This window comes from Companilactobacillus halodurans (genome assembly GCF_009600995.1).
GTDB classification, from domain to species: domain Bacteria; phylum Bacillota; class Bacilli; order Lactobacillales; family Lactobacillaceae; genus Companilactobacillus; species Companilactobacillus halodurans.
Window position 1 is genome coordinate 1 of record NZ_VDFO01000012.1, and the last position, 25,625, is coordinate 25,625.

Here is a 25,625-nt window from a genome sequence, read left to right on the forward strand (position 1 = left end):
AGGAGCAACATTTAGATCGACAGTTAGCGGCTTTAAAAGACGTTGATAAATTATTTACGGATAAATTAAGTGGGGCTAACACTAATCGGCCAGAACTGCAAAAAATGCTGGCCTATATTCGTGAGGGAGATATTGTCCTGGTCACTGAATTAGATCGCTTAGGCAGAAACAACCATGATTTGACTAAGATCATGAACTCCATTCAAAATAAGGGTGCCACCCTAGATGTGTTGAATTTACCGTCCATGACAGGGATTGCTGACCCAAATTTACGTCAACTGATGACCAACTTGATTATTGAACTCTATAAGTATCAGGCCGAAAGTGAACGTAAGCGAATCATTGAGCGCCAGCAGCAAGGGATTGCCTTAGCTAAGCAGCAGGGTAAATATCATGGGCGCAAACCCCAATACACCCAAGACGATCCCCGCTTGCAACACGCTTTTAAGCTTTATCAAACGGGTATGAGTGATGTAGATGTTGCCCGTAATACAGGGATTAAACGGACGACCTTTATCAGATATCGAAAGAAATTCAATATACAAAGATGATGTTTACATGAGAGAATCATAGCAGAGCGGACCACTTGAAACTTCTAACTCCACTAAAATCCGAGAAATGACCAAGAAAAATGACAACTCTTCGAATATTGTTACTTCAAATTAAAATCAAAAATGATTACCTTAAAAATTGAGGTTTTTTAATTAAAATAATATTATTTTATGCTGTGTTATCCGCAATTCTAAATCTGGATCATAGTGATATTTGATAGCTTTGTAGCAGTATGTAAATAAAATTATTATTCTGATAAAAGCAAGCAACGATTGACAATTCTGAGCGTTATTTTTCGAATCATGGCGTTTTTATATTACAATGATCCTAGAAAAAGTAAAGTTATGGAGGCGATTAGATGAGTGATTTGGATCAGACAAACAACTATCGATACGTCATTGTTGGTGGCGGAGTGGTTGCTGGCTATGCCGTCAAGGGAATTCGACAGGAAGATTCAGAGGGTGAGATCTTAATTATTTCGCAAGAGGCGGATGTCCCATATGAACGACCGGCACTGAGTAAAAAACTATGGCTAGATGATGAATTTACTGAAGAGAACATTCGGATTGGTGCTGAAAATTATCCCAATGTGACTTTTAAGTTCAAGACAACGGTTACGGCTATTAATCGGCAAGATAAGGTCATTACATTGGCCGATAGTGAGCAAATCAAGTATGAACAGCTATTGCTAGCAACTGGCGGAGAACCTAGACAAATCCAGGGACCTTCTGATCCACATGTGCTAGTCTTTAGACAGTGGTCAGATTATCGCAAGTTACGTAAATTTAGTGGTCCGAACAAGCGAGTTGTGATCATTGGTGGTGGATATGTTGGTACAGAGCTCGCATCGTCACTGACCCAAAATGAGACTGAAGTTACGATGATTTTTCCAGAAAAAGCGCTGGGTGAGGGTAAATTTCCTGAGCCTATTCGGACTGAGTATGAAGCCACGTTCAAACGCAATGGTGTCACACTGATGAGTGGTCAGTTTGTCCAATCATATCAACGCCAAGGTGACCACTTGACTCTATTGACAAAGGATGGTACGGTGATCGCAGCCGATACGATCATTGTTGGGTTAGGCGTTACGCCGCGGATTAGTTTAGCTGAAGACAGTTGTTTGGATTTAGCTGATGGTGGTGTGAAAGTTAATGAGTATCTCAATACTAGTGACCCAGCCATCTGGTCTGCTGGAGATATTGCCTCTTATCCAGATCACATCTTGGGTCGGCAACGGATTGAGCACGTGGACCATGCCCGACTTTCTGGTGAATTAGTTGGCCGTAATATGGCAGGTGCTCACATGAGCTATCAGCATACCCCATACTTCTATTCCATGATTTTTGATATTTCCTGGCAAGCAATCGGTAATATTGATCCTAAATTGCAATTGATTTTTGATCGGCGAACGCATGGATCGCTTGTCTATTTCATAGATACCGATAAGTTAGTTGGTGTTTTAGTTTGGAATGTTAAGGTGAATCTTGATGATGTTCGCGCATTGCTTGCGAACGCTCCAGCTACAGATGATCTGGTGGGCTCCATTCGAGAGAAGAAGGCTTAGTATCTGGATGAGATATCGGTGAATCATTGCGTCATCACGAATGTACTTTAGAACAAAATGGCCATCATTAACGATGGCTCAGTAGCAAATAAAAACTAGCCTTGAGTCATTTTAAAGTGCATGAAGTGCAACGCAAAAGTTAGACAAAATTGAATATTTTTAAACTGCTAAGGCATGTTCCCTGTATTCGCAGGGAGTCATGCCTTTTGTTTTCGGCTGTTCGTCAAATCAAGTTGATGGCGGTTCAAGTTAACAGTTAGACCATAAATGGTCTAGCTGTTTTTTTATTTGGCTGATGAGCTTGCTCGAAGCCAAAACATTTGAATATTTATACATTCAGTAAAGTTGTTCCAACTACGATATCCATAGGCACTACTTTTTATCTTTTTTGTTCTTCCAATGATTCCCTCTAAAAATCCGTTGGAATATTTAAGCTTCAGTGCATTTAATACTTGTTTACGATATTTTCTTAATGATGTCATTGTTTGATCCATAGCGGTATTGAGTGGATGATAATTGAGTAGTATCTGATTCATTGTATCAGTATCGCCTGTTCTAATAGCCTTTAAAATATCTTGATATACTTCGTAGGACTTGGCGAAACCTTCGTCCAAATCTAAACACTTTGTGATTAAATTTAGATCCGTTTCATAATAACCAACACTGTACTGATACTTAGGGTTTATCTTTTCGATGGAATCGAATGATTCCAAGAATTTTTTCCAATCTCTCTTCATGAACAAGTATTCTTTACTTCTTTTAGGCATTCGTTTCATTGCCTGTATTCTAGTTGAATTGAGAGAACGATTCATCATCTGAACGATATGAAATCTATCAACAACGACTTTGGCCTTTGGAAACAACTTTGATACTAAATTAATGTATCCGGCATTTAAATCCAAAAAAATAGTTTTTACCCGTCTTCTGACTTTCAAAGGAAATCGACTGAAGTATTTACTGATTTGATATGAAGTTCTTCTGGGCAAGATATCACCCGTACGATGATTATCGCTATCTAACCAAATAAAGCTCATTTTGTCAGTAGACATAAATTCATCAAATGCCATGTGCTTAGGAAGATGTTCAGGAAGTGATTTCTTGTGCATCTTGGCTTCTTCATCGATGATACGTTGAACGGTCTTATCGGAGACGTTAAAACGTCTGCCGATATCCTTCAATGATGTATTAAAAGCAGTTTCTGATAAGATCATTTGTCTAACAGGTTGTGCGATTTGACAATATTCCCAAACATAACTAGTTTTGGCTACAAAGATAGAGTTACAAGATTTACATTTATACTTTTGACGTTTCAGACTTATATACGTTGGACGTAATGATAATGATGGAACGACTATCATATTTTTATTAAATCCATTCTTAACTAAGTGGCCTGCAAGGCCACAGTTAAGACAACGGTCAATCTGTTTAGTTAGCATTGCAAAATAGACTAAGGACTTGATGCCATTAACTAACATAAATTTTGGGTCTTCAGTAAAGATAATATTCTCATCTTTCATTTCAAGAGCGTTTCGTATAGACTTATTACTTAGGGACATCATTCAAATTCCTTTCATTGTGAAGCTGTAGAGGGTAGAACATCTAAAGGTATGGATGGTGTCTTTTTGATGTTCTAAAATAGTTTTATTAATAAATGGTATACAAAAATAGAGTTGATGGCAAAATGCCTATCAACTCTATTTATCGTACAGCCGTTTTTTTGTCTTTACTAGTTGAATGACAGTGCTAAAGTCTTAATTAGACAGTTAGACAGTGATTCGGGGGAGAATTATGTTGAAAATTAAGGCTTTTCTTTTGGGGATAGCGGTTTTGCTAGGATGTGCCAGTTCAGTAACTGTTATACAAGCTGCAGGACTAGGTGGTCCTAATGTCGGGGATTATATATATGAAGATCAAGAAGTAGTTACTAATCAACAGTATGAAAAACTGGAAGATATCAATGGTCAAATTGAAACGGGGCCTAATCCGCAAAGATTATATATTTTAGTATTGAGTGATAATGATAGTATAAGACGCTTTAATTATTTAACTGATAATGATCCTAAAACTAAAGGAATACCAGAAGATATAGTTATTAATAAAACTGGTGAAGTTTTATATGGACATAATCATTATTACGATATTGATTTCGATGAAAATGGTATACCAGATTTTAAAAACAATTATTTGGTCTACGATTTAAAGAATAACCGGGTTTATTTTGATCCTAGTGATCAATCAAGTTCATATATTACGGACCTAATGTTTTGGAAGATTAAGATTGGAATGAATAATTTAACTGATGGAACTACCACACAGAGAATGGAAGCTTTATTTGATCTAGCAGAAAGATTAGAACCAAAGTTGCAAAAGGTTGCTGATAATAAAGAGCTCATATACTCGAAAAGCTATTATGATATTAAAAATATTGTTAATGGGGTTTTGCTTGTATTAGGGATAATCGTTGGATTGGTTATCTGGTTTATTATTCATCGGCAAAATAAGAACCATCCTCATAATAGCGGTGGATCTGAGTTAGGCAATTCAGATTATGATGCTGGTTTTGACGAAGGGTACTATATGGGAAGTCAAGATCCATTTATGTAAAAAAATTTTAGTTATGAAAAAGAACAGCATTTTTAAGGGATATTCGAGGTATGTAAAAAATACCTAAATCTCTTAATAAATGCTGTTCTTTTTACGTATATTCAGTTATAAATTTGTTTGATTTTTTAGCTTTACCGGTTTAATGAGAAATTTATTTTTTGGTGAACTAGCAACGGGGATAAATTTTTTACCATCTTTATAGACAAATTGGATAACATCATAATTGTTATCTAGCTTTTTTGCCTGTTTGGAAACAATATCTTGAATTGAATAAGGTAGATTGCAAATTTAATCCGAATTTTTGGACAAATTTGTCAGCATAACCTGATGAGGGGTGCTAACTAAGTTAGCATCTATAATTTAGTATAAGAACCTTAAATGAAGCTTAAAAACTAATTCTTTGATTTACCGACAAAGAAAGAAACTAAAGCAACAACAATTACTGCTCCAATAATTGAAGGAATAATTGCCATTCCGGCTAATTGAGGGCCCCAAGATCCCAGTATAGCTTCTCCAATAGAGGAACCAACTAATCCGGCAACAATATTAGCAATCCACCCCATTGATTTTCCTTTGCTAGTAATTGCTCCAGCAATAGTACCAATGATGGCACCAATAATTAAAACCCATAACCAATGCATAAAACATCATCCTCTCTTATTTTTCGAAGGATGTTTTTTAGATTTGTTATAGTTTTGAATTTCTTTAAAAATGGCTAATAAAAGTTGAGATATAGAAATGATAATTGATATTTTTGACCAAAGTCCAAATCTTTTCATATCAAATCCTCCATTATCTAAATTGCATCCTTCTAAATCTAATTATAGGCAATTGAATATTTGCATACAAGTTATTCAATTGTGCCATTCTTTTTAAAATAGGAATTTTTGATTTGCCTTTTTCTCAATTACAGGCGTTAAAGAATAATCGGTTTAGTTATTGCACTTACAAACAATTTAGCATACGGACTTAAAAAGGAGTTTTGATGATGAAAACAAATTTGCAATTTTTTGCTGATCCTAACCCAGAACCTAAGCCAAACGATTCCAACCCAAATCCTGATGGTAAAAATCCAAAGCCAGCTGGCAAGACCTACACACAGGATGATATTGGAAAGATGATGGCCTCTAAGGCTAAAGAAGTAGAAAGCAATCTGCGGGATGATTTTGAAAAGGAGCTTAAGCAAAAGGAACAAGAATGGCTTGAAAAGGGTGAAAAACGAGCCAGCATGAATGCTAGTGAGAAGGCCCAAGCCGATTTAGAAGAGCAACGACAAGCCTTAAAAGAACAGCAAGACCGTCTTCAAGAAAAATTAGATGAAGCTGATCGTAAGGATGCTTTAGCTGCAACTAAAACTGTTCTAACTGACAAGCACATTCCAGCTGAATTTGCGGAGTTTATTAGTGATGTTAAAGAAGATGTTCGTAACAATAACTTAGATAAGTGGTCAAGAATTATTGTTTGGGACGAGTTAATGGACTATACTTTCTTCATATATGCTTTATTAAGCTGGGGTTTTTATGTATATAAATAACATTATATTGTATATATTCGGAGGACGAAGTGGAATCAGAACAAAATATTAGTATGATGCAGATCGTAGGCATCTTACGCAAACATATAAAAGCAATTTTCGGGACAACTATTGTTGTTACTTTGGCAGCGATTTTTGTTACCTTTTTCGTTATGACACCAAAATATAGCGCTACTACACAAATTTTGGTCAATCGTAAATTATCAGAGGACATGCAGTCGGCACAGTTCCAGCAGGTTCAGGCTGATGTTCAGATGATCAGTACTTATAAGGATATTATTACTAGTCCTACTGTTTTAAAAGATGTTAATAAGAAAGTTAGCAACTATCCTGGTTATCCAGGTTCTATGGGAGCATTGAAAGGATCACTATCGATTAGTAATTCTCAAAATTCTCAAGTGTTTTCAGTAACAGCTAAATCTACAGATGCTGGCACAGCGGCAGCAATTGCCAATATGACAGCTAAGGTTTTTAAGAAAAAGGTTGTTAAAATTATGAGTGTTAACAATGTTTCAATTGTCTCTGAAGCTGAAACGAATACTAAACCTGTCAGTCCTAGAAAGACTTTGAACGTTTTGGTTGGTATTGTTTTAGGGTTGATTTTAGGTATTGCATTAGCATTTGTTCGTGAAATAACTGATAGAACAGTTACAACGCAGAATTTCTTAACAGATGATTTAGGGCTAACTAGTTTAGGCACAGTTAGTGAAATTGATGAAAAAGACATTGAAAGAGCCGTTGAACATAAGAAAGTTCAATCTAAGTTGAGTATTAATAAATCATCAAGAAATCATAGAAGGGTCTAGGGAATAAAATGGCATTATTTAAGAAGAAAACTACAAAGTTAGATAATTATAGTTGGAAAAATGGTGTTGGCTTGGTTACTTATGATGACCCTACCAGTACGATTTCAGAACAATTTAATACGATTAGAACCAATATCCAATTTTCATCTGTAGATAAAAAATTAAATTCAATTTTATTCACTTCATCTGCTCCATCTGAAGGTAAGTCTACAGTAAGTAATAATGTTGCAGTAACTTGGGCTAAACAAGGTGAAACGGTTGTGTTAGTTGATGCCGATCTTCGTCGTCCGACAATTCATAAAACTTTTAATGTAAGTAATAGGGTCGGACTTTCAAGTTACTTATTGGGAAATGCTTCATTTGAGGATGTCGTTCAACCAACAATGGTTAAAAATTTATTCGTTATTACTAGTGGGCCGATTCCGCCTAATCCCTCAGAATTATTAGGTAGTATGAGAACTAAGGACTTAATCAATCGCCTTGAGGACAAATTTGGACTATTAATAATGGATGCTCCACCTGCTAATTCGGTTACTGATGCGCAAGTTCTTGCTACTCAAGTAGATGGTGTCGTAATGGTTGTGCCTCAAGGAATTGCTGAAAAAGCTGGGGTTGCACATGCTAAACAATTATTAGATACAGTTCATGCTAATATTTTGGGTGTAATTATGAATCGTGTCACAAAAGAAAAGTCACAAGGCTATTATGGTGGATACTATGGTGGTTATTATGGCGGATACTATGGATCTGAGAAAGAGAAATGAAATTAATTGATTTGCATTGCCACATATTGCCAGGCGTTGATGATGGTTCCAAAGATATGCAGATGTCATTAGATTTGGCTAAGGCAGCTGTAGATCAAGGAATTACCAATAGTCTGGTAACTCCTCACCACATGGATGGGGAATACACTAATCACAAACAGGATGTGATTAGAAAGACTAATGAATTTCAAAAAGCTTTAGATAATGCGGGAATACCGTTGAGTGTGTTTGCTAGTCAAGAAGTTCATCTAACAGGGGAACTAATGGATGCCATTGCTAAAGATGATATTCTGTTCATGGATGAAACTAATCGTTATATATTGTTAGAGATGCCACATGATGGTATTCCTGAGTATACAGCGGATATGATTTTTGATTTAACTACCCGTGGTATAACGCCGGTTATTGCCCATCCAGAGCGTAATCATGGAATTCAGGAAGATCCTGATAAATTATATGATTTCGTTAAAATGGGATGTTTAACACAATTGACAAGTAGTAGTTATCTTGGTGTTTTTGGTAAGAAGGTCCAAACACTTACTGAAGAAATTATTAAAGCCAATTTAGGATTTATTTTTTCATCGGATGCCCATAATTTTAAGGGACGTAGTTATTTAATGAAAGAAGCCTTTGAGAAGTTAGAAAAAGAAGAGGGACTTCGCAAAGCTCAATTATTTAATCTTAATGCAAGAAATATCATCAATGGTGATGACATTGGTGATACAGACTTTGTTAAGATTTCAACGTTATCTAAGAAAAAGAAAAAATTTTGGTTATTTTAATATAAAAACAGTGTTTTTTTGGGGGATCTAAATTGAAATATTTTGATGGCAAAAGTGACAACGTTACCATTAATCTTAACTATCAAGATAAAAGGTATATTTATCGAGGATCTAAAAGAATATTTGACTTTGTTGCAAGCTTATTTGGATTAATTATTTTATCACCTTTATTTCTAATTGTTGCAATTGCGATAAAAATGGAAGACCCAAAAGGACCAGTATTTTATTCACAAGTTCGTTTGGGTAAGAAGCAAAGTCCATTTAAAATGTATAAATTTCGTTCGATGATTGTTGATGCTGATAAACGTCTAAAAGACTTGTTAGATGAGAATGAAGTTGATGGTGCTATGTTCAAAATGAAAGAAGATCCCCGTGTAACTAAAGTGGGACAATTTATTAGAAAATATAGTATTGATGAGCTTCCTCAACTGGTTAATGTATTACTGGGAAATATGAGTTTAGTCGGCCCTAGACCACCATTGCCTCGTGAGGTTGCAGAATATACAGAATATGATAAGCAGAGACTATCTGTTAAACCTGGATGTACTGGTTTATGGCAAGTCAGTGGTCGTAATGATGTTGGATTTCATGAAATGGTAGAGTTGGATTTAAAATACATTAATACAAGAAGCCCACTTTTTGACCTATACATCATGTTTAAAACTGTGCTTGTATTTATTAAACCTAATGGTGCCTATTAAAATTTGAGGATGGAGAAGCTGTATTGATAATAGTACATGTTGCAGAGTATGCCTCTGGAGGAATTGCAACCTACTTGAAAAATGTTATTTCTTTTCAACTGAAAGAAAAAAATATTGATAAAGTCATTTTAATAAATTCAAAGCGTAGTTCTGAAAGTATTGAGTTTGATTCACCTAAATTTGTTCATGTTGTATATGGATATAAAAGAGGTGTAAAAGGAATACTAAAACTCTTGAATTTAAGAAAACAAATAGAATCTTGGAATCCAGATATTGTTCATTTCCATAGTAGTTTTGCTGGAATTGTTCGTTTTGATTATTTATTTAAGAGTCCTAAGTATAAGGTTGTTTACTGTGCACATGGCTGGAGTTTTACTCAAAAGAATAAAGGAAGAATTAATAAGTTTATATATTCAAAAGTAGAGTTTTTACTTTCAAGGAAAACAGATCTTATTATAAATATTTCTAATGATGAAATGCGGAAAGCCATAAATGAGGGATTACCATCAGATAAGATGAAAGTTATATATAACTCTATACCTAATGAGAGTGAAAAATTTGATGTTGAGAATCCATTTTTAAAATCCACTAAGAATTTATTATTTATTGGAAGATTTGATGAGCAAAAAGGATTAGATTTTCTGTTGAACAATGTTGATTTTAAAAGTAAAAATGTAAGTCTGGCGGTTATAGGTGATTCAGTCTTAGGAGATACATCTTTTGAAAATTTAGATGATTCATATGTTAATTTTCTTGGTTGGAAAAATAATAAATATATTGATTCATATATCGAACTTTGTGATGCCGTTATAATTCCTTCAAGATGGGAAGGTTTCGGGCTGGTTGCATTGGAAGCCATGAAGAATAAGAGGATGGTCTTGTGTTCTGATGTAGGTGGCCTATCTGAAATCGTTGAACAAGGTAAAACTGGTTTTAAATTTAAACCAGAATCAAAAATAGAAATTAACAATCAAATAAATAAATTCAGTCAAATGACGAAGAAAGAAATAAAGAGATTTGGGGAGAACGGCTATTCAAAATTCATTACAAAGTATAACAATGATGATTTATGTAATGAGTTACAAAATAGCTATCAAAAATTAATATTGTGAGTGGGGTTTTAGTAATGTCTTATTACCATGATTTAAAGAATACGATGACTGAAGAAAAGAAAAAAATGCAAAAAATGATTATTTTGCATTTTATATAGGTAGACCTTTATCTTATATCCTAACAGTGCCCTTTCTTCAACTGAATATTAAGCCGAATTTCGTTTCCATTTTGTCAACTGTTGAGGTTGTTATTGCGTCAGTGGTGCTTTCTGCTAGTCATAACATAAAAATTGCAGTAATAGGATGGTTATTATTTTTTTTATGGAACTTGTTAGATGGTGTTGATGGAAATATAGCTAGATTGAAAAAAATAAGTACTGATTTGGGATCCGTTTACGATGCCATGAGTGGATATGCTGCTATGTTTTTGTTTTTCTTTAGTGCGGGAATATATGCTTTTAATATTTCGGATAGTAAGTATGCCTATATACAAATAATAATTGGAGCAATATCAGGAATGTCAGAATTGTTTCCAAGGTTAGTAATGCATAAAGCAAAAAATGAAGTGGGTAATGTTTCAAATATTAAATCCGTTTCTAATAAAAGTGAATTTGGATTTACAAAAAAGGTTGCGTTGAATGTGACTAGTATATCAGGACTTGTTCAACCAATATTATTGTTCTGCATTCTTTTTAGTGTTACCAATTGGTTTAATTATTTTTATTGTGTAGTGAATGTAATGATTATGCTTGTATCTATTTATAAGATATTGAAGTGATGGTTTGGGAGGATAACTTATTGGAACCTAAAATTCTAATATTAATGGCTACCCATATCTCTCTTAGAGGCTATGTATTTTAAAAAAACGTGCTTTGTCACAAATATCATTGGTAACAATGATGTAGTAAAAGATAATGTTAATGGATATTTATTTAGTGATTGCAGTCAATTTATTAGAAAGGAAAAAAAGAAAAAGGATTTGTCAGAAGAAGCGTTATTAACAATAGAGAAACGTTTTTCAAAGAAACAAATGATTAGAAAATATATTAATATTTATTCAAAGTAATAATATGAAAACGTACATTGTTAATGTAAATAATTTTAATTAAGGGTACAGTTAACTTCAAATATTTATTGCACTCTTTGGAAGGAAAAAGATTGGATAAATTAGAATTAAGAAATAAGACGATTTTTGTAACTGGAGTGGCTGGTTTTATTGGGTCAAATTTAGCAAAAAAATTATTAAAAATGGATAATGATGCCACTGTCATTGGAATTGATAATTTAAATGATTACTATGATGTTAACCTAAAGAAGCAAAGGCTAGATGTTCTTGAAAGTTTTGATAAATTTAAATTTTTCAAAGGGAATATTGCCGATAAAGAAACTGTTGAATTAATATTTGAAAAATATAATCCTAACATTGTAGTTAATTTAGCAGCACAAGCAGGAGTTAGATACAGTATAACTAATCCGGACTCTTATATTGAATCTAACTTAGTAGGATTTTTCAATATTTTAGAAGCATGTAGAAATAATAATGTTGAACATCTCGTTTTTGCAAGTTCAAGTAGTGTCTATGGTTCTAATAAAAAAACACCGTATAGTACAGACGATCGTGTCGATAATCCAGTTAGTTTATATGCTGCAACTAAAAAGTCTGATGAACTGATGGCACATGCATATTCAAAATTATATGATATTCCAGTTACAGGTTTAAGATTTTTTACCGTATATGGACCTGCAGGTAGACCAGATATGGCTTACTTTGGTTTTACAAATAAACTTCTTGCTGGTAAAAATATCCAAATATATAACTATGGAAATTGTAAAAGAGATTTTACTTATATTGATGATATAGTTGAAGGTATTGTTAGAGTTATTCGTAAGGCTCCAAGCCATAGCAGAGGAGAAGATGGATTACCAATTCCTCCTTATGCCATTTATAATATTGGAAATGGTCATCCAGAAGGATTGTTAGAATTCGTTGATATTTTACAAGACGAGCTAATTAAAGCTGGTGTTTTACCAAGCAATTATGATTTTGAAAAGCATAAAAAACTTGTTGCAATGCAACCAGGAGATGTTCCCATAACTTATGCTGACACAGAACCATTAAAAAGGGATTTTGACTTCGTGCCTTCAATTAATTTGAGAACAGGTCTTAGAAACTTTGCACAGTGGTATAAAAAGTATTATATGTAAAAAATTGGGGGAATAGATGTGAGTGGATTAAATATTACTATTGCAGGAACAGGATATGTTGGATTATCAATGGCAACTCTTTTATCACAACATAATCATGTTACTGCTATTGATATTATTAAAGAAAAGGTTGATTTAATAAACAATAGGAAATCACCTATAAAGGATAATGAGATAGAAGATTATTTAGCAAATAAAAAATTGGATTTGATTGCTACGACAGATGAAAAAGCGGCTTATTCTAATGCAGAGTTTGTAATAGTTGCGACGCCTACTAATTATGATGCTAAAAGAAATTTCTTTGACACTTCTGCCGTGGAGAGTGTTATAAACGAAGTAATGAAATATAATCCTAATGCTGTAATTATAATTAAGTCTACTATTCCAGTTGGATATACTTCTCATATAAGAAGAGTGACTAATAATAAAAATATATTATTTAGTCCAGAATTTTTAAGGGAGAGTAAAGCACTTTATGACAATTTGTATCCATCAAGAATAATTGTTGGAACGGATTTATCAGATAATAGGTTAACTATGTTAGCCAAAAAATTTGCGAGTGCTCTTCAAGAAGGAGCAATAAAAGAAAATATAGATACTTTGTTCATGGGATTTTCAGAAGCAGAGGCTGTTAAACTATTTGCTAATACCTACTTAGCACTAAGAGTATCTTATTTTAATGAATTGGATACATATGCTGAAATGAAGGAATTGAATACAAAACAAATTATTGATGGAGTTTGTTTAGATCCTAGAATAGGGAAAAATTATAATAATCCTTCATTTGGGTATGGAGGATATTGTTTGCCAAAAGACACTAAGCAATTATTGGCAAATTATAAAGATGTCCCTGAGAATTTAATTGAAGCTATAGTTGATGCTAATAGTACCAGAAAGGATTTTATTGCTGATAGGGTACTAAAAAAATCGGATTATTATGATTCCAATAGTTTCTGGAACGAATCGAAAGAGAAACAAGTTGTTGTTGGTGTGTACAGATTAACAATGAAAAGTAACAGTGATAATTTTAGACAAAGCTCTATACAAGGAATAATGAAAAGAATAAAAGCTAAGGGAGCAAAAGTTATTATTTATGAGCCAACATTAGATGACAAAGATACCTTTTTCGGTAGTAAGGTAGTCAATGACTTGGCAGAATTCAAGAATCAAAGTGACACAATTATTGCAAACAGGTTTAATGATGATTTAAAAGATGTCGAGGATAAAGTTTATACACGTGACATATTTAAACGAGATTAAAATAAGTATAAAGGTAGAAGTTAATTGCATAGGTTAAAAGTATCAGCCGTCGTTGTTTTATATAATCCAGACAATAAGGTATTAGAGAATATAAAGACATATTCCAATAAGTTTTCGCATATTTATTTAGTGGACAATTCTTCAAAAAATAATAAGAATTTTTTCTTGGATTTAAAATGTAATTTTGATTATATACCATTATATAAAAATTATGGTATTGCAAAAGCTTTAAATACAGGATTTACAATGTCTATTAAAGATGGATTCAATTATACAGTTTCGATGGATCAGGACAGTAGTCTAGGTACAGATATTGTAAAAGTATATTCTGAGTTTTTAATGGAGAACGATATGGAAAACGTTGCGGCCCTTACACCACAGTATGCCACGCATAGAAATAATGTATCTAATATAACGGGAAGTGAGAAAGTACTTCTTTCCATGCAATCGGGAACAATGTTTGTAATTGATAAATATAAAAAGTTGGGCTCTTTCAATGAACAACTGTTTTTAGACTGTGTTGACTGGGAATATTTTTTGCGAATATCTGAAAATGGATATCAAACTATTCAATGTAATGGAGCAATTCTTGACCATAATCCGGCTTCTACAATGACCTTAAAAATAGGGGATATTGTACTTCTTAACTATGGAATAGCGTCTCCGGTTAGGTATTATTATCAAGTAAGAAATTTAACGTGGCTTATAAGAAAATATAAAAAGTTGCCAACTGTGATCAATTTATTTATTAAATATATAAAAGTAATTGTTCTTTTTGATGATAAGGGAAAATACTTAACTCTTTGTCATAAAGCATTTAAAGATGGTATTAATAATAGGTTGGGAAAATATTCTGAATAGAGGAATTCTTTATGAATAATTTTGCAATAGGGATAGTATTGTTTAATCCTAATATTTCGATTTTAAAAAAAAATATAAATAATATCAATGATAGTAAATTACCTATAATTTTAATTAATAATGGATCTAGTAATATTAATGAAATTGAAGAAATGTTAGTGAATTTTAAGAATCTTAATATCATTTTAAAAAATAATGATAGAAATATGGGAATTGCAAAGGCACTAAACCAAATTTGTGATGAGGCTGATTCAATGAAGTGTGAGTGGGCTCTAACTTTAGATCAGGATACCATATTCTCAAATGATATTTTGGATAAATACAACGAATTCATTACGTATAAAGATGTAGCGATGTTATGTCCTCAGGTAATTGATAGGAATAGAAATGACAATAAGATCATAGATTATAAAAGAATTCCTTTTGAGCGTATCGATAAGTGTATAACGTCTGCTTCGCTGCTCAAAATAAAGGCATGGAAAAAGGTAGGTCGATTTGATGAAAATATGTTCATCGATGGTGTTGATTTTGATATTTGCTACAGACTAAAGACGGCTGGATATAATATTTTAAGAATAAATGAAGTTATCGTTTCACATGCTATAGGCCATATTAGTGAAAGAAAGTTCTTGTTTTGGAATGTACAAGTTAAAAATCATTCATCTTTTAGAAAATATTTTATTGCAAGGAATATTATTTATTTGGCAAGAAAGCAAAGAAAGGGTTACAAATTCATAAGAACAATATTCAGTGAAATTAAATTAATACTTATTACTTTAGTTTATGAGAAAAATAAAATGAACAAAGAAAAAGCCATATTTAATGGAATATTCGATGGAATTTCAATGGGAATAATGGATGGTAGGATAGAAAAATAGTATATGAATAATGATAGAATTGTGGAATCACTTGAAATTTTGAATAGACAATGGCTTGATCTTAAACATGAGTATGATTCGAATTCAAATAAAAAAAGAAAAAAATTTTTTTCTGAATTCAAACATATGGATCTACTATCCTTATTTGGTCATTTAAGAAAAAAAATATTATTTCTTAATATAAAAGAACATCGGCCGGAAGAAAATATATCAAACAATGAATGGGTTAAAAGTTTAAAGTCAGGGGCTATGAATACTAAGACTGTAATATATAGTTGTATAACGGGTAGTTACGATAAACCTCTAAAGCCAATGTATTCGTCTAATAATATAAAATATATTTTGTTCACTGATGACTATGATCATGCTGATGGTTGGGAAATACGACGCATTCCTGAGTATTTAAAGGAAAAAAATAATTCAGAAATAAATAGATATATAAAATTTCATCCATTTGAACTATTTGGCGATGGTTTTGATATGTCTGTATATATTGATGGTAACATTAGGCCAGTGTCGGATTTATCTTATTATTTTAGTAAAATAAACAGTGATATTGGTATTGCACTGCATAGGCATAGATCAAGAAGTTGTATCTATCAGGAAGTAAAAGCATGTATAGCATTACATAAAGGGAACAAGAAGTTTATGCTTGAACAGATTAAAGGGTATAAGAACGTTGGATTTCCAGAAGAGTATGGAATGCTTGAGTGTAACGTAATAGCATGTGATTTGAAGAATAGTATGTCTCACAAATTGCTTAATATGTGGTGGGAAGAATTTTCTTTATCAAAAAGTGGTAGAGATCAGTTAGCTTTACCATATATTTTGTGGAAAAATTCTATTCCTATTGATAGAGTTTGTAGTTTGGGAAATAACGTTTATGATAACACCAAATTACAGATAGTTGATCATAGGTAAATAAATGGAGGATAATTAAATAATGACCCTTTTCCTGAACTTTGTGTGCATTGCTTATAGTATTATTGTTTTAATTTCTTCTTGGAATAAAAGGGTTTTTATTCCTTTTTTGTGTCTAGCGGTATTTGATCTCCTATACGTATTTCCAATCTTGATAGAACTTATATTAGGAGATGCTCACACAGGATATTATGGGTTTATATTAGCTCAAAACGATGTCGCTACTTCCATAGTATATAGTATATTTGTTTTAACTTTCGAAATATTATTTTATATATATATAAAATCACAAGCTAAAAAGAATAAAAAATTCTATTTGATGGAGAGCATGGCTCTCGTAAGGGATAAATTGTCTAATAGTAAAATGTTTTTAGTATTGTTTGGAATACTATTATTGATACCTATATTTGGTATTATTTTTGCACCTAATCCTGCAGATTATTTTAAAATAGGTGCATTTCCCATGAATAGGATAATGGCTAACTCTGATGAAATAGCTTTCAATGATAACATAGCAAAATTTTGTAAATATTTCGGATTTTTAGGTATTATCGGGATAAAATTATATGATAAAAATCATTCTTTCATTTTATTGATACTGAGAATAGTTTCTTTAATATCAGTGACTCTGTTGGATGGTAAAAGAACATTATTTGCTTTTTTAATATTAATTTTATTTGCTATTGATTTTATTTTTTCAAAAAATAAAAGCAGACTTATTTTAAAGGGATTCTTTTTGGCTGTAGTAATTTCTTTATATTTTGTGCTGTATTCTTATGTAACTGGAAAATATGAATATAATACGAATTGGTATTCGGTAATTAGTGAATATTTTTTTAAGGGAAATGCTGTAAAAGTAGCAATTTATTCAGTATTACATCCGGATAAATTACACATATTAGATTATCACTTTCAAACCTTTTATTATGATTTATTTTATTTCGTTCCAAGGAATATCTGGTTATCTAAGCCACTTACATATCCAGATTATTATTCTTCGGCTGTGTTTGGATTTGAGACGGTAAGAAACGTTGGATGGTATTTTCAAACTAATGTATTTGCAGAGTTTATTTCGAACATTGGTATTATGGGCGTGTTTTTAGGTCCTTTGTTTATTTTATTATTATGTAATGTAGTTAATAATTCTAAAAATTTATTTTCAATGATGTTTGGAGTATCGTTCATAGTTTTAATAGAGTTATTTGAATATTCAGATCTAGTGAAGATAGTATTCTTGATATGGGTAATTCTTTTGGTTGTAACGAAATTGTCTAGAAGGATACGTTTTAGTTCATTTGAGGGAGTGAAGTAATGAGTCGTTTTTTTTCATATTTAAAAAAAGTAAAAGATAATCCGTATAGAATATTAGAAACAATTTTTATGAGGTTTCCTATTTTAAGTAGGAATATAGGGGATAAGAATTATTTAAAAATAATTTATAGAAGTAATTTTAATAAAAAATTGGATCTTAGCAATCCAGTTACGTTCAATGAAAAATTACAGTGGTTAAAACTATATGATAGAAAACCTATTTACACTACTATGGTTGATAAAAAGGATGCAAAAAATTATGTGGAGAATATCATCGGGTCCCAATATATTATTCCAGCATTAGGCTCTTGGGATAAGTTTGACGATATAGATTTTGGAAAACTACCAAATGAATTTGTATTGAAATGTACACACGATAGCGGTGGTGTTGTCGTTTGTAAAAATAAAAAAGATTTTGATATGACTTATGCAAAGAATAGAATAAATCATTGTCTAAAAAGAAATTTTTACTATCAAGGTAGGGAATGGCCATATAAAAATGTAAAACCTAGGATTATTGCGGAAAAATATATTTCTAGTAATTCACAAGATGGAATTCGTGATTATAAGTTTTTTTGCTTTAATGGAGAACCTAAAATCATGTTTGTAGCAAATGATAGAATGAGAGATACGGATACTAAATTTGATTTTTATGATATGAATTTTAACCACTTAAATATTAAAAATGGTCATCCTAATACAAATGGAAAAATATCTAGACCTGATAATTTTGATGAGATGAAAAAACTTTCTGAAAAGTTATCACAAGGAATACCAGAAGCCAGAATAGATTTCTATGACGTGGATGGCAAGATATATTTTGGAGAAATAACTTTATTTCATTGGAGTGGCTTTGTTCCCTTTGAACCAGATAAATGGGATAACATTTTAGGTTCTTGGGTAAATCTCCCAAATAAAAAATAAACCTATATTTAGGAGATATTATTTTGAGAAAGAAATTATTGATTTTTAATACGTTATCTTCATTAATTTTTCAAATAACTACGATAATATGTGGTTTTATATTACCAAGATTAATTTTACAGACTTTTGGGTCTACTACTAATGGGTTGGTGAACTCAATAACACAATTTCTTCAAATAATTTCATTTATGGAACTGGGAGTAGGGGCAGTTGTTCAATCAGCATTATATAAACCATTAGTTGATAAGGATAATAAGTTAATAAGTAAGATAACGGTGTCAGCAAGAAGGTTTTTTAAACAACTTGCGAGAATTTTACTTGCATATATTGTACTCTTAACTATTTTTTATCCCTTCGTTATAAAAGCAAATTACAGTTGGAGTTATACAGCTGTTTTAATAATTTCTATGAGTATAAGCTCCTTTGCACAATATTATTTTGGTATTGTTGATAGGTTACTATTGACGGCTGATCAACATGGCTTTATACAATATAATTCACAAACCATAACTTTAATATTAAATACTGTTGCATGTGCAGTTTTAATCAACATGGGTTCTAGTATTCAAATGGTAAAACTCACAACTTCAGTTATATATCTATTTAGACCTATTTATTTACATTTTTATGTTAATAATCATTATTCATTGGACAGAAAAATAACATACGTAGGTGAACCAATAAAACAGAAATGGAATGGAGTAGCTCAACATATTTCGGCAGTTGTACTAGATGGAACTGATGCAATAGTTTTAACGTTATTTTCAAGTCTATCAAATGTGTCTATTTATTCGGTATATTTTTTAGTTGCCAACGGAGTTACGCAGTTATTCATTTCTATGACAAATGGAATGCAGTCTTTATGTGGAGAACTCTGGGCTAGAAGAGATGCCAAAAAACTTATCCAGATTTTTGGCAAGTTTGAGTGGCTAATTCACACGGGTACGATTTTTGTTTTTGGTTGTGCAGGTGTTTTAATCGTTCCTTTTGTCAAGGTGTATACGAATGGTATAAATGATGCAAATTATATTCAACCTCTTTTTGCACTCGTATTTATAGCAGCAAATGCTGGTCATTGTTTGAGACTTCCTTATAACATAATGATTCTTGCCGGTGGACATTATAAACAGACTCAAAAAAGTTATATTGTAGCAGCAATAATGAATATAGTGTTATCGGTACTTTTTGTTAGTAAGTTTGGATTGATTGGTGTTGCTCTTGGAACATTAATTGCTATGGTATATCAGACTGTTTGGATGGCTGTATATAATTCAAAGCATTTTATTAAATGGCCATTGGCTAAATTTTATAAACAGATTTTTGTAGATTTTTTTACTATTATAGCTGGAAGTATATCTACAATAACTTTTGTACTAACATCAGTTACCTATATGGGATGGATTCTTTTAGCTATTGAAGTTACATTTATATGGGGATTGGTAATATTGATTGTTAATACCTTATTTTATAGAGATAAGGTATTTGATGTCCTTAATTCAATAAGAAATCGTTTTTAATTATTAATTCTGAATAGGAGCGCAAAATGAAAGGCATAGTTTTAGCAGGTGGTTCAGGAACAAGACTATATCCAATTACTAAGGCGGTATCAAAACAGTTGATACCAATATATGATAAGCCGATGATATATTATCCTCTTTCTACTCTAATGTTAGCTGGAATAAAAGATATTCTTATTATTTCCACTCCAGAATTTTTACCACAGTTTGAAGAACTGCTTGGTGATGGTCATACTATCGGATTGAACTTGGAATACAAAGTTCAGAAGGAACCAAGAGGATTGGCCGATGCATTTATAATCGGTGCAGATTTCATTGGTGATAATTCAGTATGTTTGATTCTTGGAGATAATATCTTCTACGGAGCGGGCTTATCTGAAACTTTGCAACATGCAAGTTCTAAGGAATCAGGAGCAACAGTGTTTGGTTATCATGTAAATGATCCAGAACGTTTTGGTGTTGTTGATTTTGATGAAAATATGCATGCTAAGTCAATTGTTGAAAAACCAAAAAATCCAGCAAGTAATTATGCAGTGACAGGTTTGTATTTCTATGATAATCAAGTAGTTGATATTGCTAAAAACATTGAACCTTCACCTCGTGGAGAGTTGGAAATTACTGATATCAATAAAGCTTATTTAGATAAAAATCAATTAGATGTTGAATTGATGGGTCGAGGTTTTGCCTGGTTGGATACAGGTACACATGATTCACTTCAAGAAGCAAGCAGTTTCATTGCAACTGTTCAAAAGAGACAAAATCTTAAGGTTGCGTGTCTAGAGGAAATTGCTTATCGAATGAATTATATTGATAAAGAACAAGTTATTAAGTTAGCTCAACCATTGAAGAAAAATGATTATGGGCAATACTTATTAAGATTAGTGGGAGAAAAATAATGGGAAAATTAAAAGTAACAACAACAAAATTACAAGATGTAAAAATTATTGAACCGGCCGTTTTTGGAGATAGTCGTGGTTTCTTTACTGAAACTTATTCAGACCGTGACTTCAAGGAAGCCGGTATTAATTTTGACTTCATTCAAGATAATCAATCATTATCTAGTGAAGCAGGGGTTTTACGTGGATTACATTTCCAACGTGGAAAAGCTGCTCAAACTAAGTTAATTCGTGTTGTTACAGGTGCTGTTCTTGACTTGATTGTTGATGTACGTAAAGGCTCACCCACATACAAACAATGGGAAGGTTACATTATTTCTGCAAGTAACCATCGTCAATTACTAGTGCCAAAGGGTTTTGCCCATGGATTTGTCACATTAACAAATGACGTTAACTTCTTATATAAATGTGATAACTATTATAATGCTGAAGCAGATGGTGGTTTTTCATTTAAGACTCCAGAATTAGGTATTCAATGGCCAATTGATTTTGATCAAGCAATTACTTCTGAAAAGGATGCTAATCAACCTACCTTTACAGAGTTTGAAAAAAATAATCCATTCGTATATGGTGAAATTTAATACAGGAGATAACCAATGAAAAATATTATTGTCACAGGTGGAGCTGGATTTATCGGTTCTAATTTTGTTCATTATGTCGTAAAGAACCACCCAGAAGTACATATCACAGTATTAGACAAATTAACTTATGCTGGTAATCGTGCTAATTTAGCCGGATTACCTAAGGATAGAGTTGAATTAGTTGTTGGTGATATTAAGGATGCTCCTTTAGTTGATAAATTAGTAAGTAAAGCAGATGCAGTTGTTCACTATGCTGCAGAAAGTCACAATGATAATTCATTGATTGATCCTTCTCCTTTTATTCAGACTAACATTGTTGGTACTTACACATTGCTTGAAGCGTGTCGTAAATATAATGTTCGTTTCCATCATATTTCAACTGATGAAGTCTATGGGGATCTTCCTTTGAGAGATAAAGATGGAAATGGTGATAAATTTACCCCTGAATCACGTTACAATCCAAGCAGTCCTTATTCATCATCTAAGGCTAGTTCTGATTTACTAGTTCGTGCATGGGTTCGTTCCTTTGGGTTACAAGCAACAATCTCTAATTGTTCTAATAATTATGGACCTTATCAACACATTGAAAAATTTATACCTAGACAAATCACTAATATTTTAAGCGGTATTCGTCCAAAACTTTATGGTTCTGGTAAGAATGTACGTGATTGGATTCATACTAATGATCATTCACGAGCAGTTTGGACTATTCTTACAAAAGGTAAGATTGGTGAAACTTACTTAATCGGTGCTAATGGTGAGAAGAATAATAAAGAAGTTCTTGAATTAATTATTGAATTGATGGGTAAACCATCTGATGATTACGAATTGGTTAAAGATCGTCCGGGACATGATATGCGTTATGCTATTGATTCAACTAAATTACGTGAAGAATTAGGTTGGAAACCAGAATATACTGATTTTAGAACTGGGCTACAACATACAATTGATTGGTATACAGAACATGAGGACTGGTGGAAAGCTGAAAAAGCTGAAGTCGAAGCTAAGTATGCTAAAAATGGTCAATAGGATTTAAATTAAAGGGGAAAAAGCACAATGAGAATATTAATAACAGGTGCTCAAGGTCAACTAGGAACTGAACTTTGTCACTTACTTGATGAAAAGAATATTGAATATGTAGGCACAGGTTCAAGTGACTTAGATATTACTGACAATAAAGCAGTTGCTGATTGCTTTAATGAATATAAGCCTGAACTGGTTTATCATTGTGCCGCTTTTACAGCCGTTGATGCAGCCGAAGAAGAACCTGGTAAAACTGCTAATCAAAAGGTAAACGTTGATGGTACTAAAAATATTGCTGAAGCTTCTGAAAAAATTGGAGCAACAATGGTTTATATAAGTACTGATTATGTGTTTGATGGAAAAAATGAAGATATGTATACGGAAGACTCCATTCCAAATCCTCAAAACGAATATGGACGTGCCAAATTAGCTGGAGAAAAAGCAGTATCCGAGATAATGAGTAAGTATTATATTATTCGTACTTCATGGGTGTTTGGCGAATACGGGAAGAACTTTGTTTACACAATGCTTCGTTTGGCTGAGACACATGATCATCTAACTGTAGTAAATGATCAAATGGGGCGTCCAACTTGGACAAGAACACTAGCTGAGTTTATGAATTACGTTGTTGAAAATAATGTTCCTTACGGTTTATATCAATTGTCTAATGAAGGTTCATGTACTTGGTATGAGTTTGCCAAAGAAATACTTAAAGATAAGAATATTAAAATTGATCCTGTAACATCAGATGAATACCCTCAAAAGGCTTATCGTCCAAGACATTCTGTTATGGACTTAGCTAAGGTTGAAAATACAGGTTTTGAGGTAATTAATTGGCAAGAAGCCTTGTCTAGTTTTCTAAATAATGTAAATTAGAACATATTGGGGGAATTTGTATTATGCATAATAATAAGAAAAAGAAAAAGCATACATTAAGAAATGTGTTTTTGGCATTTGTATTGTTGTTAGTTTTAGGTGGAGCAGCATATGGTATGACACGCTATCGTAGTGTAAAGAATTCAGTTAATAGTTCTTTTAAACCATCAGGTGTTACAAAAGAACGTGATGTAAGTAGTGCTTTGAAAAATAAAAAACCAGTATCTATTCTTTTGATGGGAACTGATACCGGTGCATTGGGTCGTGATTATAAAGGCCGTACGGATAGTATGATGGTGATTACATTAAATCCAAGTAAAAATAAAACAACGGTAACAAGTATTCCGCGTGATACGGCTGTTAATATTCCAGGCTATAAGTCAGTTTCACCGGCTAAAATTAATGCAGCATATTCATATGGTCAAACAAAAACTGCAATTAATACTGTTCAAAAACTTTTGAATGTTCCAATTGATTTCTATGCACTTATTAACATGGGTGGTATGGAAAAGGTTATTAATCAAGCTAATGGTGTTGATGTAACACCAACCTTAAGTTTTAAGTATGAAGGATTCTCATTTACAAAAGGTGAAAAGACTCATATGAATGGCAAGAAGGCTTTAGCATATTCACGTATGCGTTATGATGATCCACAAGGTGATTATGGACGTCAAACTCGTCAACGAGCCGTGCTTACTGCTTTGGTACATAAGAGTAGTTCAGTATCTACGTTATTAAACCAAAGCTTTATTAACTCATTATCTGATCAAACACAAACTGATTTGACATTCGATGAATTAACTGCCCTTGCTAAGGATTATAATTCAGTTAGAAAACATACTTCAGAGACTCATTTGCAAGGTAATGGAGAAGAAGTTGCAAAACAAAGTATGGAAGTTATGAAGGAATCCGAATTACAACGAGTTACAAACTTTATTCGTGAGAATTTAGATTTGCCACATGCTAAGACAGGTAATATTAAGTTTAAGCCTTCTACACAAAGTTCAACAACAACTAAGTCGGTTCAAGATATCAATAATATTGGTTCACAACGTTCAACCACGGGAACATCCAATAAGAATAGTACTGGAACAAACAGTGGTTCTGGTATAAGCAATAGTGGATATTCTAACTCAGGTTATTAATTAAATATCAAGAGCGGTATAAAAATGTAGGAAAATGACGGTTAAAATGGTCCTTTGTCAAATAGTATTGATGAATAGTTTTTGTATGGAAGGCAACCTCATGTAGGTTGTCTTTTTTTATGCACAAATGAGTCTTATTCTCTTGAGAAAATGGTCAAGATTTCTAAATCCATAACTGATACGTTTGAGTTTTTTTATCTTTCCAATGGTCTCTTCAAGAGGACCATTGGATTATGACATTGTACAACTATTCTTTATATAATTTGAATTCTTATGTAACGTTGAAATAGATGTATCCATAGCGATGCCAATTAGACTTGAGTGCTTTATACAAACGGGAATGTTTATCATTTATTTTTTTAAGACAACTGATTCTAACTTGATCCAATGCCCGGCTATATAGCTGAACTATATGAAATCTATTAACTATTATTTGAGCATTGGGAAAAATTTTATGAATGACCGACTGGTAATTAGCGTTCAAATCAATAGAGACAGTCTTAACTGCTTGTCGTTCTGACAAGCTATAATTTTTTATAAAGTGTTCAATAATTGTTTTAGACAGTCGATCATGAATCAACTCAATTAGATGATGATGTTTGTGTATCAATAGCTATAAAAGTAAATATACCGTTAACTGAACGAAATTCATCAAAACACAAGTTTTCTGGAAGGCAATTACATCTATTTGATAATTTGATATTGTCATATAAGATTCTGCTTACTGTATTTACTGATACTCCGATGATTTTAGCAATTGATGTTAAAGTGAAGGATTCCTTGGCCATAGCAAATGTTCTGTTTTGAACTTGTTTAGTCATAGTATGATTTTTGATTAATAAATCACTGTGAGCACCACAGGTGCTAG

28 protein-coding genes and 1 pseudogene are annotated in these 25,625 nt (G+C 32.4%); 24 read left to right on the forward strand and 5 right to left on the reverse strand.

Annotated elements, in window-relative coordinates:
* Both FHL05_RS04255 and FHL05_RS04260 read left to right on the forward strand, forming a co-directional pair.
* A partial coding sequence (locus FHL05_RS04255) for a recombinase family protein (RefSeq protein WP_153522115.1) occupies positions 1-551 on the forward strand: 551 nt, incomplete at its 5' end.
* A 359-nt stretch (positions 552-910) separates the two neighbouring features.
* Complete coding sequence (locus FHL05_RS04260; protein ID WP_153522118.1) at positions 911-2,116, forward strand: NAD(P)/FAD-dependent oxidoreductase; 1,206 nt, start codon at positions 911-913, stop codon at positions 2,114-2,116.
* A 284-nt stretch (positions 2,117-2,400) separates the two neighbouring features.
* On the opposite strand, the gene FHL05_RS04265 is transcribed toward FHL05_RS04260, so the two are convergent.
* Positions 2,401-3,672 (reverse strand): ISL3 family transposase, encoded by a 1,272-nt coding sequence (locus tag FHL05_RS04265; protein ID WP_153522120.1) that lies wholly within the window; start codon positions 3,670-3,672, stop codon positions 2,401-2,403.
* A gap of 232 nt (positions 3,673-3,904) precedes the next feature.
* Here FHL05_RS04265 and FHL05_RS04270 point away from each other — a divergent pair, with 232 nt between their 5' ends.
* On the forward strand, positions 3,905-4,720 hold the full coding sequence (locus FHL05_RS04270; protein ID WP_153522122.1) for a hypothetical protein: 816 nt from the start codon (positions 3,905-3,907) through the stop codon (positions 4,718-4,720).
* A 392-nt stretch (positions 4,721-5,112) separates the two neighbouring features.
* Here FHL05_RS04270 and FHL05_RS04275 read toward each other — a convergent pair whose 3' ends face one another.
* Both FHL05_RS04275 and FHL05_RS12695 read right to left on the reverse strand, forming a co-directional pair.
* A complete protein-coding gene (locus tag FHL05_RS04275) occupies positions 5,113-5,361 on the reverse strand; it encodes a GlsB/YeaQ/YmgE family stress response membrane protein (RefSeq protein ID WP_057881678.1) in 249 nt (82 codons plus the stop codon).
* Between the two features lie 6 nt (positions 5,362-5,367).
* Positions 5,368-5,499, reverse strand: coding sequence for a hypothetical protein (locus tag FHL05_RS12695; RefSeq protein WP_016511903.1), 132 nt, complete (start codon positions 5,497-5,499; stop codon positions 5,368-5,370).
* A gap of 209 nt (positions 5,500-5,708) precedes the next feature.
* Between FHL05_RS12695 and FHL05_RS04280 the strand changes: the two genes are divergently transcribed.
* The 21 genes from FHL05_RS04280 (at position 5,709) to FHL05_RS04380 (ending at position 24,757) form a co-directional block, all read left to right on the forward strand.
* Positions 5,709-6,254, forward strand: coding sequence for a DUF4355 domain-containing protein (locus FHL05_RS04280; RefSeq protein ID WP_238706871.1), 546 nt, complete (start codon positions 5,709-5,711; stop codon positions 6,252-6,254).
* A 29-nt stretch (positions 6,255-6,283) separates the two neighbouring features.
* Positions 6,284-7,060, forward strand: a complete 777-nt coding sequence (locus FHL05_RS04285) for a Wzz/FepE/Etk N-terminal domain-containing protein (RefSeq protein ID WP_162000205.1) — start codon at positions 6,284-6,286, stop codon at positions 7,058-7,060.
* Positions 7,061-7,068: 8 nt separating this feature from the next.
* On the forward strand, positions 7,069-7,824 hold the full coding sequence (locus FHL05_RS04290; RefSeq protein ID WP_153522124.1) for a CpsD/CapB family tyrosine-protein kinase: 756 nt from the start codon (positions 7,069-7,071) through the stop codon (positions 7,822-7,824).
* The gene (locus tag FHL05_RS04295) at positions 7,821-8,606 is read left to right on the forward strand and encodes a tyrosine-protein phosphatase (protein ID WP_153522125.1); all 786 of its coding nucleotides are present in this window, start codon (positions 7,821-7,823) and stop codon (positions 8,604-8,606) included. Before FHL05_RS04290 ends, FHL05_RS04295 begins: the two co-directional genes overlap by 4 nt.
* Before the next feature lie 32 nt (positions 8,607-8,638).
* Positions 8,639-9,307 (forward strand): sugar transferase, encoded by a 669-nt coding sequence (locus FHL05_RS04300; RefSeq protein ID WP_153522126.1) that lies wholly within the window; start codon positions 8,639-8,641, stop codon positions 9,305-9,307.
* A 23-nt stretch (positions 9,308-9,330) separates the two neighbouring features.
* The gene (locus tag FHL05_RS04305) at positions 9,331-10,419 is read left to right on the forward strand and encodes a glycosyltransferase (protein ID WP_153522127.1); all 1,089 of its coding nucleotides are present in this window, start codon (positions 9,331-9,333) and stop codon (positions 10,417-10,419) included.
* A 124-nt stretch (positions 10,420-10,543) separates the two neighbouring features.
* Positions 10,544-11,137: a CDP-alcohol phosphatidyltransferase family protein gene (locus tag FHL05_RS04310; protein ID WP_338025942.1), complete on the forward strand. Its 594-nt coding sequence runs from the start codon at positions 10,544-10,546 to the stop codon at positions 11,135-11,137.
* Positions 11,138-11,191: 54 nt separating this feature from the next.
* The gene (locus FHL05_RS04315) at positions 11,192-11,425 is read left to right on the forward strand and encodes a glycosyltransferase (RefSeq protein ID WP_338025943.1); all 234 of its coding nucleotides are present in this window, start codon (positions 11,192-11,194) and stop codon (positions 11,423-11,425) included.
* A 92-nt stretch (positions 11,426-11,517) separates the two neighbouring features.
* The gene (locus FHL05_RS04320) at positions 11,518-12,564 is read left to right on the forward strand and encodes an NAD-dependent epimerase/dehydratase family protein (RefSeq protein ID WP_153522129.1); all 1,047 of its coding nucleotides are present in this window, start codon (positions 11,518-11,520) and stop codon (positions 12,562-12,564) included.
* An 18-nt stretch (positions 12,565-12,582) separates the two neighbouring features.
* The gene (locus tag FHL05_RS04325) at positions 12,583-13,824 is read left to right on the forward strand and encodes a nucleotide sugar dehydrogenase (RefSeq protein ID WP_162000206.1); all 1,242 of its coding nucleotides are present in this window, start codon (positions 12,583-12,585) and stop codon (positions 13,822-13,824) included.
* A gap of 24 nt (positions 13,825-13,848) precedes the next feature.
* Positions 13,849-14,685: a glycosyltransferase gene (locus tag FHL05_RS04330; protein WP_153522130.1), complete on the forward strand. Its 837-nt coding sequence runs from the start codon at positions 13,849-13,851 to the stop codon at positions 14,683-14,685.
* Between the two features lie 11 nt (positions 14,686-14,696).
* A complete protein-coding gene (locus tag FHL05_RS04335; RefSeq protein ID WP_153522131.1) occupies positions 14,697-15,563 on the forward strand; it encodes a glycosyltransferase family 2 protein in 867 nt (288 codons plus the stop codon).
* A gap of 3 nt (positions 15,564-15,566) precedes the next feature.
* Positions 15,567-16,484 carry a glycosyltransferase domain-containing protein gene (locus FHL05_RS04340; RefSeq protein WP_153522132.1) on the forward strand — a complete coding sequence of 306 codons (918 nt, stop codon included), beginning with the start codon at positions 15,567-15,569 and terminating at the stop codon, positions 16,482-16,484.
* A 22-nt stretch (positions 16,485-16,506) separates the two neighbouring features.
* Positions 16,507-17,796, forward strand: coding sequence for an O-antigen polymerase (locus FHL05_RS04345; protein WP_153522133.1), 1,290 nt, complete (start codon positions 16,507-16,509; stop codon positions 17,794-17,796).
* On the forward strand, positions 17,796-18,719 hold the full coding sequence (locus tag FHL05_RS04350; protein ID WP_153522134.1) for an ATP-grasp fold amidoligase family protein: 924 nt from the start codon (positions 17,796-17,798) through the stop codon (positions 18,717-18,719). The genes FHL05_RS04345 and FHL05_RS04350 overlap by 1 nt, the downstream gene beginning before the upstream one ends.
* Before the next feature lie 23 nt (positions 18,720-18,742).
* Positions 18,743-20,236 carry a polysaccharide biosynthesis protein gene (locus FHL05_RS04355; RefSeq protein ID WP_153522135.1) on the forward strand — a complete coding sequence of 498 codons (1,494 nt, stop codon included), beginning with the start codon at positions 18,743-18,745 and terminating at the stop codon, positions 20,234-20,236.
* Between the two features lie 26 nt (positions 20,237-20,262).
* Entirely contained in the window at positions 20,263-21,132 is an 870-nt protein-coding gene (rfbA, locus tag FHL05_RS04360) for a glucose-1-phosphate thymidylyltransferase RfbA (protein WP_153522136.1), read from the forward strand.
* Positions 21,132-21,713, forward strand: a complete 582-nt coding sequence (gene rfbC / locus FHL05_RS04365) for a dTDP-4-dehydrorhamnose 3,5-epimerase (protein ID WP_057814733.1) — start codon at positions 21,132-21,134, stop codon at positions 21,711-21,713. The genes rfbA and rfbC overlap by 1 nt, the downstream gene beginning before the upstream one ends.
* A gap of 15 nt (positions 21,714-21,728) precedes the next feature.
* The gene (gene rfbB, locus FHL05_RS04370) at positions 21,729-22,742 is read left to right on the forward strand and encodes a dTDP-glucose 4,6-dehydratase (protein ID WP_153522137.1); all 1,014 of its coding nucleotides are present in this window, start codon (positions 21,729-21,731) and stop codon (positions 22,740-22,742) included.
* 27 nt (positions 22,743-22,769) lie between these two features.
* On the forward strand, positions 22,770-23,612 hold the full coding sequence (rfbD, locus tag FHL05_RS04375; RefSeq protein ID WP_153522138.1) for a dTDP-4-dehydrorhamnose reductase: 843 nt from the start codon (positions 22,770-22,772) through the stop codon (positions 23,610-23,612).
* Positions 23,613-23,635: 23 nt separating this feature from the next.
* On the forward strand, positions 23,636-24,757 hold the full coding sequence (locus FHL05_RS04380) for an LCP family protein (RefSeq protein WP_153522139.1): 1,122 nt from the start codon (positions 23,636-23,638) through the stop codon (positions 24,755-24,757).
* 117 nt (positions 24,758-24,874) lie between these two features.
* On the opposite strand, the pseudogene FHL05_RS12820 reads toward FHL05_RS04380, so the two are convergent.
* Both FHL05_RS12820 and FHL05_RS12825 read right to left on the reverse strand, forming a co-directional pair.
* Positions 24,875-24,976 (reverse strand): annotated as a pseudogene (locus tag FHL05_RS12820) (hypothetical protein); the annotation flags it as partial.
* A 52-nt stretch (positions 24,977-25,028) separates the two neighbouring features.
* Positions 25,029-25,367 carry a transposase gene (locus FHL05_RS12825; protein ID WP_102195060.1) on the reverse strand — a complete coding sequence of 113 codons (339 nt, stop codon included), beginning with the start codon at positions 25,365-25,367 and terminating at the stop codon, positions 25,029-25,031.
* Positions 25,368-25,625: the final 258 nt, after the last annotated feature.